The sequence below is a fragment of the Shewanella oncorhynchi genome (genome assembly GCF_030848765.1).
GTDB classification, from domain to species: Bacteria; Pseudomonadota; Gammaproteobacteria; order Enterobacterales; family Shewanellaceae; genus Shewanella; species Shewanella oncorhynchi.
The window spans coordinates 1,218,663-1,232,729 of sequence record NZ_CP132914.1; the positions used below are offsets into that span (position 1 = coordinate 1,218,663).

The window sequence follows — 14,067 nt, forward strand, 5'->3', positions numbered from 1 at the left end:
ATATTGTAAATTGGATGTTATATTGCTTTCCTAACAAGGACGAGCTCAAAGTGCACCTTCGATGAATACCTCATCACAGCACTGCGATGACAAATACTTGCATCAGGGACGAACTGTCAATATGTGTTAAATCACAACTCTTGATATCTATCACTAATCACTCCCTGTTTAAACGTATAATCTCCTTGTTTTTATTATAATTTAGCGCATCTATAGCCAAGATGAACGCAGTACTTACTGTGATGGAATGCTTTGATTATTGCGCTTATAAAACCAGTGTAAAACAGATGAAATGTGCATTATGGTAGTGACAGCCTCGTACGGTAACCTGCCTGATTTTTGAGATGTGAGTGAAAACCTTGAAATAGTAACAATTCTTATTAAGTGGCATAAATTTAGTGTGCAACTACACAGGATAGCTAATTTAAAAATTCAACGCAGGAGTAGGAAATTGATTATGAATGAAATTACTTTAAATCGAAGTATTGAAGTGGATGAAAGTGTTTCTAAAGTGTCTCTTTTTGAAACCGAAATTCGCAAAGTTGATGAAGGTGTTCATTCAAGCGCTAGTTACGACGAGGCTCGTAATGCATTAGTTAAATTTATCACTGAAGAGTGCCATATCCAAGGACTCCACACAGGATCTAATCTTGAAAGAGTGCTTGGGAAAGTTGAAACTGCAACTTGCGGGCAGAGAAACGTTGCTATTCTTTTAATCCGTTGTATGGCGATCGATGGTTTATTCCTGTTAGATGACGAACATAGCCTAGTAAATAGAAAGTTAATTTCTGTTATCGAACATAATGCCCCTGATTTGATGAAGTTGTGTCATGTTAAAGATAAACAACAAAATTTTGAAAAAATAAAACAAATAAAAAATCTACACAGTATAGTATGCACTCATTACTCTATATTGAGCCAAATGTCAGGAACGCTTAACGAAATTTCGACTCACAAAAATGCTATTTCTAAGTGCTTACGACACACGGGCTACAAAGCCTACCTTCAGCCTTTTAACTTTATAGCTATTAGTACAAAGCTTGAAGCACTTGTGGGTGTACTTGATGCTTTAGTGAATAGTAGTGGAGCAGATTATAAACTTAGTTTAGATGAGCTAGAACAGATCTTGAACGAAGGCTTTTTATTAGTAAATACTTCCCCATCCTTTTTTACTGAACAATTCGCGCTTCCGTTTCTAGTGGCTGTAAAAGAAGCTATAACTTTAGTCAAAACTACTTCATCTGAAAGATTATCATCCGTTATCGAGCCTTTAAGGAAACCGCCAAGAGCAGCAGCAAAGCGCTATCCACTTCACCAAGTGGATCGATATATAAATATTATCTTACCTCTTGTGAACAAAGGACCAAGTACTGCAGTCGATGTCGTTGTTGAAATCGATTGCGGCAGTGAATCCAGTATAATCATAGAAAATGATCAGCTGCGTTGTGGTGATGTTACTCCTGGCAAGTTTGCAGTATCCATAAGAGCATTCGTTATAGAACCTTCTAAAAAAATTGAGATGACGGTAGAAATAAGTTGGAGGGAAGTTTTTGGTACACAACAGAGCGAAATATTTGACTTAATCGTTGAAGGGCAAAATGAGCATGTAGATTGGTGTTCTCTAGAAACTCTTGAGCCGTATAGTTTAGAAGTGGCTGAAGGTGATATGTTCGTGGGAAGAAGTGCGAAAGTGAAAGCAATCGCAAATAAACTACTAAAATATCCAATGACATCAACTTATGTTACCGGGCAAAAGCGAATAGGAAAAACATCTCTTGCTAAAGCAGTAGTTAATTATCTGGAACGCGAACATTCAAATTTCCATAGTTTATATTTGGAGTATGGAGAATATTGCTCCACAACCCCACAAGGTACATTGAAGGCTCTTGGTGAAAATATTCACAGTTTTTTATCGGAATATATGAATGCGAAGGATGTAAAACCTGCTGATTTTAGTGAATCCCTATCTCATCTCAATCTAATTGCAAAGTCTCTAGAACAAACTCATTCAGACAAAAAATTTATTATTATATTGGATGAGTTTGATGAAATTCACCCTGAGATGTATCGAGCTGGTCCAATTGCTGAAACATTTTTTGCAAACCTAAGGACACTTGCAGCAAGAAAGAATCTAGCGTTCATATTGGTTGGTGGTGAGAAAATGCCTTTCATTATTGGAGCTCAAGGTGATCAACTCAATAAATTTTCTAGAGAAACACTGGACTACTTCTCTCGAAGTACAGAGTGGGCTGAATACTTAGAACTAATAACTAAGCCTGTAGAAGAGAAATTAAATTGGGATGATGAAGCTATAAATGATATTTTCAACTTAACACATGGGCATCCCTACTATACAAAACTGTTGTGCTCGAAAATTGTTAATGCAGCAATTACTGTACGTGACACTGAAATTATTGTTTCAGATGTCGCAAACAGTTTACCCATGGTTTTATCCGAATTAGATACGAATGCATTTGCACATTTGTGGAAAGATGGTATCAGTTTCGAACGTGAATATGCCGAAGTTACTGAGCTCAAGCGACAAAGACTTTTAGTTGGGATCGCTAGATCGCTTCGCGAGCAGAAGCGAAAAGAAGATGAAGTGAAGTTGAGATGTGTTAGTCCGCATCTACCAGAGCACGAGATAACGCCGCTAGTTTCAGATTTCCAACGCAGAGAGATTTTATATGAGCGAGGCGGTGAATTGTATTTCACGGTACCTTTATTCGAACATTGGCTCACAGAATATGGGTTGACCAAGTTAATTACGAGCACTCTTGGTGACGAATTGGAAGAAGGTATAAAAGCTGCAGAGGACAAGGCCCACGTAACTGCGAAAGAAATTCAAGAATTAGTATCCCAGTGGCCACTATATCGTTCACAAAAAGTTGATAGCGAACGAGTTAGAGCTTGGCTTGACCAAGTTCCTGAAGTACTGAACCAACGACTGTTATTTACGATACTTAAACAAACTCGATTCATTAACCCACTTGAGATTGAAGAGCATCTAAAAAAAGCACACGATAAAATTATTCGATCAGAGATCGGAATTTCAACAATTACTCGTCGTACCGATCGTCGCAATGATGTCCTAATTACATTTGTAGATGGCGTAGGAAAAAGCGGCCTCCAATATGCTAGGAATTACGCTAAAATAAACTTGATGTCAACAACATGTATCCTGGAAAGCAATTCGCTCATAAAACGACTAACTAGCCAGAAAGCTGATGAACTTTGTAAAGCGATTATAGTCGTGGACGATGTTATTGGTAGTGGCGATACATTATCAAAAGGGATGTCTGACCTACTAGAGAAGCTTGCTCCTCACATTAAGAAATTGGACGTTCCAATCTTGGTAATTGCGTTGATAGGAACTGAAGAGGGGGAGAGTAAAGTCAAATCTACACTTGAAAGGTATGGAGTTAGATACAACGTATATGTTTGCGAAATATTATCCACGGCCTCTTATGCTTTTCCTTCTGAAGGACAAGCATTTTGGGAGAGCGAAGAACAGCTGCATAACGCTAAAGCACTTTGCCTACAATTAGGTTCAAAACTATACAAACATCCATTAGGCTATAAGAATCAGGGGCTACTTTTAGTTCTTCCAGAGACATGTCCTAATAATTCATTACCAATACTACATTGCTCCAAAGTCGGCTCTATATCTTGGGTTCCGCTTTTTTGTCGGCCTACAACCTGAATAATCTGAATGACTTGGCTATAGTGGTTTGTTATGGTCCGATTTCATCGGACACATAATTTTGAAACAGTATGGTTGAATCACACTACCCCAGACTGATTCACACCAACCGCTAAAACCCGCCCTAGTCCCCCATTTGCGGCTCTTCTGGGGCGGAATTTTCCCTTAAGATGAATCAAATCTCTAGATAATTAATTCACACCTATACCCCGATGTTGCCACCGAAATCAATATTGTTATTAGGGCCTGACATCATTAGCTAGCAGAGGATTTTAAAGTCGTTATGTAGTTTGGCCCAGTGTGCTTTTAATATCGCTTTATGCTCTTCATGCATTGGGAGTTCAGCAAGTGCCTCTGGCCAAAGAGTACGGGCTTTTTGCATGGCATCTAGTAAATGAACCTTTATCGCGGGCCATGGTATGCCTGTTCTCGTTGCCCATGCTTGGAAGGTAGTGATATCAATGGCGTACCATAGCTTTTGTTTATTCATGTTGAGTGCAATGGCGGTTTCGCCTTCTATGTAGGGTAAGGTGCTCACAATATCGTAAGCGGGCGAGAGTATCGCATTTTGGGTATCTGGGTAGATAACACTCCAATTTTTTAAGTGGGCATCACCGTTGGCGAGCAAGATATTGGCCAGCAATCGCCTTGCCATTTGCTGCACGTCTTTTAGTCCATTGTAGCTGCTCATATATAGAGCTTTAGCTATGGCTTCGTAGTTGTATTTACCGTATTTATCATGAGCGTAAACTTCGAATATTTGGGCAAAGTCCTCTGCATGAATGCGGCCCGTATCACTGCGGTCAAAGCGCTTAATTGCATAAGCCGTTGGCTCATCTGGTAGTTTGATGTTGGGTAGATTATCCAATGCATTAAGCGAGATGAGCTCAATTTCAGGGATATTGACTCCGATTATTTGTGCCAATTTCATTGCAGTGTATTCATTTTGTGGGACATTGCGGTGTACTGTTGAAGGCGTCTTGATAATCCAACTATCTTGGCCTTCTTGATTGGCATTTATGTTGAATCGTCCATCGTTTCTGCTTGTCGAGAATTTCATTTGAACACCAGCAAGTGAGAACTTATTACTGGTGTGGGTGATGTCGATTACGATAGCTTCTGTTCTTTCCCGTGGTGATAGTGCCCAGGCTGGGATATCTTCTTTTGCTATGGCTGATGCGATTAAGCCGCCGGGAAGATTGTTTCCTGCCCATGCCAATATGGGAAATTCGTTGTTCTCATGTACTTTTAGCGCGGCAGACATCCAATGCCGCAATGCGCCCTCGGGGAGCAAGTTGGACAGCACCGGTGATAATCTTTGTGTTCTGACTTGTATTTTATCGATGTAGTGGGGGTCTAGCAGCTGGGTGAGCGTTAATGTTGGTCGAAGTGCTTTTGGCATCGCGATATATTCAGGGTCAAATTTCAGAATGTTTTTACCACCAGAATAATGGGTGAGTATCGCAATCCGTTGATGATTTAAATAAAGCGCGAGGGCCTCTACTGATTCAGCCGGTTTCATAGGTTATCTTCTTTATCATCAACTGAATGTAGGACCTTATCCCAAGATGTGCCCGTCTCTGTCGTTAAGTTGTTAGGCGAGTGACGGTCAATTTCTGGTTCTAAAGTTGCTTGGTTAATGAGTGTTTTTACTGCACTTATGTGCTGTTTAGGAACGATCATCATTTCAAGATTTAATCCTTCCAAGACTCTCAGTAATGTCGATAAGCGAGTATCACTGCCACTTTCTATTCGTTGGTATTGTTGCTGTGACATACCAATGTTCAGCAGCATGTCTTTCTGACTTAGTGCTAGTTGTTCTCGGTAGTGCTTGAGTTCTACGGCTAATTCACTGAGGTGCTTCATGGTGTTGGCTCGGTTATCTTTTACTCATAAACATCATATTAGTTGTTATTTGCTATTAATTACAACTAATACGATGTTAATTTGTATGAATACAATCAATTTGTTGTTTATACGGATAGATACAACATATTCGTTGTATATGTGCCTTTGATGTCGTATTGGATTTTGTCATAGTTGAGGAGGTTGTCGTGGGGTACGATATGGCCGCGCTGGGGTGTGTGATTAGGCCGGCTTGATTGTGTAGACATTGAAGAGTCGTTATTGAACATCTGCAATGTTATTAATTTGCTAGTTTTAGATGGTGATATTTATAGTGGGTCAATTTAGCCTGCTTACACTTCGATGCGGCCTAGATCCCCTCAAAAAGTTGGGAGTACTCAACCTCATGCAGCAGTGGGGCACAGTTGAGTCATTGCATCAACCCTACAGGAGGATGCAATGACTCGCTTTTGTTGGCCTTATGTTAATTTTATCAGGTTAAAAAGATCAGGGGAATTGCGAGGTTTTGAGTAGTCTTGCGTGAGCTCCAAGCGCTCAATCTCCACTCGACATCACACTTTTGGGACAAAAACGTGATAGACCCTTTGCTCTAACTCGTCAGTTTCAGATTAAAATTTCTATGAATTTATGCTGACATAAACGGCGCGAGCTTGCGAGCGCCAGGTGACTAAAGTGAGCGTATAAAATGGCCTTGTTAGACATTTTATAGTGAGTATTTTACTGCCTGAATGGTAACTAGTAGTCTTTGCAACTTTTCATAGTAATATTTTTGAGCCATTTTTTCAGTAGCCTCCTTACTAGTTGTAGCGCCAATGCTTAAAAATTTGGGGGTAGACTCTAATCTTTCATTGTGCAGATTATAAAACAGCTTTTTATAAATCCATGTTAAATCATAACTTTCTCTTGATGAATAATTTTCTTTTCTCATGTTTTGGTTATATATAGAGTCTTCTATTATATCGACTTCTTTTTCTAGTATAGATAATTCATACTCCGATAAACTATCTATTCTTTTTCTAACAATTTTTTCTAAAGGATCTAGCACTTCATCATTGTTAATGGCTTTCATCAACATTTCATGTGACCTTCTCAGTGATTGTCGCAAATCATCACCAACAGAAGTGTCTAAAATTTTAGGCTTCAAAATTGTTTGATGATAAATATGATTTTCTTCTTGATGGTAATCATGATTAAGGATTACATAATTCTGAAAAGTACTATATAGCTCAATATAGCAGTACAACACATACCTTCCGTTGCTTTTCTCTTCAGTGAAAAGTATTAAGGTGTGAGTAGGATAGTTAGGCTCCATCAATGGCTTGAACTCTTCATAAATAGCTTCTATCAATGAATTAGGAAAGTATGGGAATATATTATTAGAAAAAATTATTTTTCCATAACCATCTATATCAATTTTAATAGTTCTGTTTAAATTCTCTCTTTTAATACCACTATATAAGGCGAACTCTGAAGCAATTTTATTATAACCTAGCTTAATATTTTCATCTAAGTTATCAATATTCAAGCCGATATAAGGCACAAATAACGAATCTTTATATGTTTCAATATTTATATATTCGAAATAGTTTTGGTTATATCCATTCCCCTCTATTTCATCTGTTACTCTTTTCTTGTAATTTGTAATAATTGAGCTACTGGCAAATATTTCAGCTATTCTATTTTCATAGTCTATTGAATGACTTGGTCTTGATGGGGAAATAGTACCGTCTTTGTAGTTAACATCGAAATCAGATAACCTTCCATTAAATAGTTTGCCGAGTATCGTTGTTGAAGAAGCAGAACCATGATCCTTTTTCCTCATGTAATCTTTAAATAATTCATTTATGGGGGAGAAAAATTTAACAAATTCAATGTCTATCTCGTCATTAAGTTTATTTCCACATTGTTTGCATAAAATATTTTGTGACTTTAGCTTTCCTCTAAGAGCATTATGTAAAATATGTTCACAGTGCTTCTCACATTCATTTTTTTGTTCAATGTTATCAACCAGTAGTTTGTTGCAGATAAAACAATTCATAGGATAGAAGTTCCTTTTATGTCTAACGTCTTAGTATTTATGTGCATGCGCGTTTACCTCATTAGACCAGTAAAAACGCGTATAGTTAATTACTTGTAATAAAAGGAACTTATCAGATTTTCCTCAAATATGCCATCCGGACAAACGCGCACAAGTACAGGGTAAAAATAGTTCAAAATTATTATGCTTTGAATACGACTGTGTTCTTATCCTGCTTTTTGATGGGGGATTAGTGAATTACATCACACGGGGTGTAACGATGAAAATTTTTAGCCTAGAAAGTCCGCTCATTACTTTACCACTGACAACCTGTTAACTCGTTTTGGGGCACGAACGTGTCAACTGCATTCCTCTGACAAGTACCTGGACAAAAGCGTGTTAGAACATTGAATCTAACTAACCTACCGTTGATTATAAAAAGTAGGTTAGTTTATTCGAAAGGACAGACTGTTTTATTTATTATTGTCTTTGCTATCACCTGTTAACATATACCAGATTATAGTACAACTGAAGTATGACCTACAGTTTCTAAAGATTATATACGTCATCAACATCTTCTTCTGTCTTATTAGAAATTTTATCAAGCTTTCTATCTAATTCAGTCTCAGCATCACTCAGTTCTTCTTCTAACGCCCTACAAACCTTTTGAATAAAACTATCATCGGAATAGTATAATTCGACAATTTTTTTTGCTGGATACATATTCAATTGGCGATGGGTAGTATGAGAGGGAACTAGTTTCTCATTTATGATAGACAAGTCGTTTTTGCACAACAATATATCAATCTGTTCAGAAATTTCATCTATAACATCCTCACCAAGCAATAATATGTAGATAAAAAGGTTAGAGTATGACGTTTCAATCATCCTACCTTCAAGGGCTACACTTTTGGACTCAATAATTATTTCAACTAGGTGAGTGAAATTAATCTCCCTTAATGAAAAGATGTCGAGATGCTTGTACGGTGCTATACATTTGTTCTGCAGTAAGTATGGTACAATATAAAATTCATACATATATACTTCATCAATTTCACAAAGAAATTTAATCACTTCTCTCATTCTAAGACCGAAGCTGTTGTCACTTAAACATTTAGAATAGAAGACCTTCTTTTTACTATGATGCAATGAAGTAATATACTTTGCAGCGTAAAACTCTTGAAAACTGCGATGGATATATTTATATTCATCGAAACCATCTTTAACTAGGATATTGCAAGCACTCTTTAGGCATTTAAAAATTGCGTCTAATTCGCTTGATTCGAAAGATTGGTTCTTTAGCGACTTTAAACACACATCATCAAAATCAAACTTTGTAAAGTTATACTTCTCATCTATTGTCAAGTAATAGGACAGATTGTTAACAACGCTTAGTATTTGAACATCTTCAAGATTTGTTTTTATTTCTCGACGAATTTGCTTACCGGATTTAGTGTTATCGTGAATAGAAAGTAAAGTGTTAAATACACGATTATAAAACTCCGACATTGTTTTAGGGATACTCTTCCATCTTTTGTATGTAAGAGAGACAAGAACAGCTAAAATTGGAGTTTTAATTGCACCAGAGGCAAAACTGCTAGAGAAGATGGCACTAGTCGCATTTATTGCGTCCGCTTTTGATTCACATACTTGTTCCAATATTTTTGTCACCTGCATTCTATCCAGATCAACCATCTGGTAATGATTTCCCAAAGAATTTCGTGAAATCTGCAAGTTTGGCCTTGTTGTAACAATTAGGTTTATGTTTTCATAATTTTGGCAAAACTGAACAATTCTCTGCTCGCAAATATCCATAAGATCTGATGGCAATTCGTCAAAAGCATCAAGCAATACTGTAAATCGTCCCTCTCTAAGCAACTTGGTTACAAAGCTAATATCGACTTGCAGTCCGCACTGATTAAGCCATTCGCATAATTGGATTTCAATCCTATCATCCTTAAAGTACTTTAATTCGAAGAAAATTGGGATTTGTTCGGATAATTCATCAACAATGAGAGTTCTCATTAAGTGACGCAGGAAGGTTGATTTTCCATGTCCAGCTACACCTGAAACCGCACTGAAACCACGCCCCCGACTTAGAAGAGACTCTACTTTGAATTTATTTCCTTGCGCAGTTTCTATATTTATAGGTACATATATATCATCAATATATGTTTTTTGGTCTGGATTATTAATTGTAAAGAAATATAGATATCCAATTATCTTGCTCTGATATTTTATTAGTTCTCTCTCACCTACATGCTCCTGCCACTTATTAGTAATTTTTTTCTTTAGGAAGTTTGTTAATGCTTCGGCCTCTTTACCTGCTACATTCTTAATTGCCGCTACTGTTGCAGTCTCAATGCTATCCATATAATTTCTTTCCTATGACTATTGCGGTCAACAATATAATGGTTTGTGATAAAATAACTGAAATTTTATTAACATTTTAGTTTTTGTACCATTCGCTAAATTCATTACAAAATCTGAGTTAAAGTTAGTTAGTATTCTTCACGTCATTGGATTTTATTTCTTTGACACAGCCTCTGAGCTGTAGAGCTTTTTTGAAAAAATAATATTGCGTGGTTTCTACGTATTTCATTGAAAATCCTTTGTCATCGTTGTAATCCTTCATATTTTTTTAAGTTTAGCTGATTTAATGAGGATAATATACTCAACTGAGCCTCTTTTGGGCTACGCGCAGCGGCTTAGTTCTACGTTTGGTTAAGGGGCGGGCTTTAAGCCCGTCCCAATGAGCGAAGCGAATGGTTTGAACCAGTTGTTACAGCATACTGCCCCGGACCTGAAAGATATTGCCTTCGGGATCATGAGCATCACAGACTTTATTGCCTTGAAACCCCACTCGTGTTCTGGGCTATTCAGCTCGCCACCTAAGACGGGATGCTTAGCTTACACCAACGTCTGAGCACGCTTAATAAAGACACATCTAACACTCAACATCCTCCCTACCAGTAGTCCGCAGGATTTCATTAAGTTTGTGGATCTGTTTTGGATGCAAATTAGGGGGGGAAGTGGAACAATTTTGGGTGCAATTTAACATCCAGAGAGAATAACCGCTGTGTCAAAAGCCTTATCACAAGAGCTTCACTGGGGTGACTTCCGGTAAAAGGTTGTCCTTTAAAGGTCAGGCAATGAAATACTCTTGGTTAGAGTGAGTCACCAGTGAGAAGTTAAAATATTTTTTTGGCATCCCTTGAAACCTGATTTCACACCCTCATCTACTAAAGTGAGGATATTCCCTCATTAAAAATAAGGTTAACTATTATGGCTCTTAAACCAGGTCCAAAACCGATTGCTGATTCTACTGGTAAAGTTGATCAACGCAGACGTGACAATAAAAACACCCCCGGCAACAACCCCGATTTAAAACCTAGCAAGTCTTCGAAAAAATGATATGTAACACTGCCGATATAGGCTGCTTTCGAGTAGCCTATATTTTCCAGACTCTATGTTGTTAGCGTTTAAGTACACCTTTCTAAATCCTCAAAATACAGCCTCTCATACTCTGCTGGCGCCAGAATCGCCACAGTCAAAGTAGCCACTGTAGCATTACAAAAATTTGGTCATCAATCATGACTCGAGAGCTGTCAGCGAACTACGCCGAAACAAGGAATGGGCAGAAGTGAGCTAAAGCTACCTGTCGGATCTAATTGCATCGTGCGTTCTGTTTGACCTGTTCTTAGACCACTTTCTTCACCTGCAGACGTGTCACCCGAGCACCTTACGCGTCATGCCTAGTCGTCAGCTTTATCCAATCCCAAAGCGCATCATGAGCGCTGAACAGTAATTCGCTAATGCCGGTGGTCGATGATGGTGGGTACCTAAGCATGTTGTTCCGCTGGTTCTATGATCCTGCCGTGTTTACCTGCAGCTGTGTCCGCTGATCTCACGCTGGCTAATTGCTTGTTGGGATAAGGGGATGGATAGGGCTGATACCAAGCATTAAGGTGCATGCTTCCGTTCGTTAGCTGCTTAATACCTGCAGATGTATTAGTCGTTCAGGCATTTACATCATGTCTGTGGGTGAAGTCGGTAATGTTAGGGCGGATATAGGCGTGTTATGCGACGATGACGAGTGAGAATATCGCACGTTTTCTTAGTTGTAGTTGTTGCTTATATGTTATACGGCGATAGGGGGATTACGCCATTCGAGTTCAACAGTACTTCGATGCGGCCTAGATAATCCCTAGATCCCCTTAAAAAGTTGGGAGCACTCAAACCCATGCAGCAGTAAGGCTACAGGCGAGTCGTTGCATCAACCCTAGAGGAGGATGCAACGGCTCGCTTTTGTTGCTTTTGTGTTAACGCTTGAAGGGCGTAAAGGGTAGGGCAAAAGGTGAGTTTTTTGGCAGTTCTGGGTGAATTGATGGCGCCCAAATGGATCCTTCTATTCGGCTCACGGTTTCGGTCGTTGCCTCATCCTGCTTGGGTGCTATCCGCTCGCCGTTTTTGGTCATTAAAAGCAGGCAAAGTGGGATGATCTGCACACTGTTTCTGAGTGATTGAACGCGTTTTTAGGCTCATGCTGCCTTAGTTTGAATTGTTACTGATATGTTTCTATTCAATGGGTGTTGTTCAGTGTGTTGCACCAATATGGTTCAACCGTTTTTCGATGCGGCCTAGATAATCCCTAGATAGCCTCAAAAAGTTGGGAGCACTCTAGCCCATGCAGCAGTAAGGCTACAGACGAGTCATTGCATCAACCCTAGTGGAGGATGCAACAGCGTGCATTTGTTGCTTTGGTGTTAAATATTGGCAATAGGGTGAAGAGGGTAAAAGCCAAGGTTTTAAACGGTTTTAGACGGTTTTAGGTGAATTGCTTCTGTCTAGGACTAGGCTCATTTTAACCGAGTGCCAGAGTCGTTATCTTTACCTATATTAGTCATCCTGCATGGATAGGAATGGAGCGATGATCATGTGCAATTATGAGGAATTTTGATTTTCAGATGGGCGGATTTTGTGTCTCGCCGATGCTCACGGTTTGATTGAAACCGAACGCGACACTTTATGATGATGAGAATCGCTCTCAACTCGATGTAGATGCGAACCATTATCATCACGGGTCCTTCCGGCTCGGTTGATTGCGGGGGCAGTGACGCGCAGTGCTTCACTACATATGAGGATTTTAGAGGGCTTGGTTGTTGTTTTATTAGCGGGCTTTTAAGGGGCGTTCATAATTTTGAACGCTATCTATAGTGTTGATTATAAATAATTATTCTCCTTACTTTCTCAGAAGCTCAAAAAATAGGTGTGCTCGGATATACCAACTTCAATAGATCGATTTTGTGATCCTTTGATCCTTTCTTAATTATTGACTTTGGTTCTGACAATGTATGTTTTTCGTGAGGTTGTTGCTGATATGTGAGCGATGTATCGATTGTTGCATAGGGAATCAAATGGTTCTAAGTTACTATTGCTTGAATTAGGACGATAGCTTTGATTTGTTGAAGCTTTTCATTCCACATGGAGGTATTTATGGACGATCTTTCTCCCTCGGATTTAAAAACGATACTTCATTCTAAACGAGCTAATGTTTATTACCTCGAATACTGTCGAGTGATGCAGAAAGACGGTCGTGTGCTTTACTTAACCGAAGCAAAAAACGAAAACCAATATTTCAATATCCCCATCGCCAATACCACAGTTTTGTTATTGGGCAATGGCACGTCCGTCACCCAAGCTGCCATGCGAATGCTGGCGCAGGCAGGTGTATTAGTCGGCTTTTGTGGCGGTGGCGGCACGCCACTTTATATGACCTGCGAAGTGGAATGGCTGACGCCCCAGAGTGAATACCGGCCCACTGAATATTTGCACGGTTGGATGCAATTTTGGTTCGATGATGAAAAACGATTACTCGCCGCGAAAACCTTTCAGCAAGCCCGCATCCAATTTATCGAGCAAGTGTGGCAGAGGGATCGCGAACTCAAAACGGAAGGCTTTATTTTTAAGGATCCGGCAATCCAAGCCGCGCTTGAGACTTTTCATACCCGCACAAAGGTGGCAACCAAACAGTCCGACCTGCTATTGACCGAAGCTCAGTTAACGAAAGTGCTATACAAGCACGCCGCCAATAATACCCAACTCAAAGATTTTACCCGTCAACACCAAAGCACAGATATCGCTAATGACTTTTTAAACCACGGCAATTATTTAGCCTATGGACTTGCAGCTAGTTGCCTCTGGGTACTGGGCATTCCCCACGGTTTTGCGGTGATGCATGGCAAGACTCGCCGCGGGGCCTTAGTGTTCGACGTCGCGGATCTCATCAAAGATGCCATAGTGTTGCCATGGGCTTTTGTTTGCGCCAAAGAGAACGCCACTGAGCAAGAATTTCGTCAGCAAGTATTGCAGGCATTTACCGATCATAAAGCATTAGATTTTATGTTTAATACGGTTAAAGCCGTTGCACTCCAAGACTACAGTGCTGAGCAAATTGCAGCCCAAGGCTTATAAGGTACAG

The 14,067-nt window shown here is 39.3% G+C and carries 6 protein-coding genes; 2 read left to right on the top strand and 4 right to left on the bottom strand.

Translation table 11 applies throughout. The features are described from left to right. Window positions 1–457: 457 nt before the first annotated feature. A complete protein-coding gene (locus RA178_RS05585) occupies window positions 458–3,703 on the top strand; it encodes a phosphoribosyltransferase-like protein (RefSeq protein ID WP_306684870.1) in 3,246 nt (1,081 codons plus the stop codon). A gap of 259 nt (window positions 3,704–3,962) precedes the next feature. On the opposite strand, the gene RA178_RS05590 is transcribed toward RA178_RS05585, so the two are convergent. The 4 genes from RA178_RS05590 to RA178_RS05605 form a co-directional block, all read right to left on the bottom strand. After that, window positions 3,963–5,225, bottom strand: a complete 1,263-nt coding sequence (locus RA178_RS05590; RefSeq protein ID WP_306684871.1) for a type II toxin-antitoxin system HipA family toxin — start codon at window positions 5,223–5,225, stop codon at window positions 3,963–3,965. Further along, window positions 5,222–5,569: a helix-turn-helix domain-containing protein gene (locus RA178_RS05595; RefSeq protein WP_306684872.1), complete on the bottom strand. Its 348-nt coding sequence runs from the start codon at window positions 5,567–5,569 to the stop codon at window positions 5,222–5,224. Before RA178_RS05595 ends, RA178_RS05590 begins: the two co-directional genes overlap by 4 nt. 703 nt (window positions 5,570–6,272) lie before the next feature. Further along, window positions 6,273–7,607, bottom strand: coding sequence for a hypothetical protein (locus RA178_RS05600; protein WP_306684873.1), 1,335 nt, complete (start codon window positions 7,605–7,607; stop codon window positions 6,273–6,275). Between the two features lie 528 nt (window positions 7,608–8,135). After that, the gene (locus RA178_RS05605) at window positions 8,136–9,959 is read right to left on the bottom strand and encodes an NACHT domain-containing protein (RefSeq protein ID WP_306684874.1); all 1,824 of its coding nucleotides are present in this window, start codon (window positions 9,957–9,959) and stop codon (window positions 8,136–8,138) included. A gap of 3,123 nt (window positions 9,960–13,082) precedes the next feature. On the opposite strand from RA178_RS05605, the gene cas1f reads away from it, so the two are divergent. Then, window positions 13,083–14,060, top strand: a complete 978-nt coding sequence (gene cas1f, locus RA178_RS05610) for a type I-F CRISPR-associated endonuclease Cas1f (RefSeq protein ID WP_263236825.1) — start codon at window positions 13,083–13,085, stop codon at window positions 14,058–14,060. Window positions 14,061–14,067: the final 7 nt, after the last annotated feature.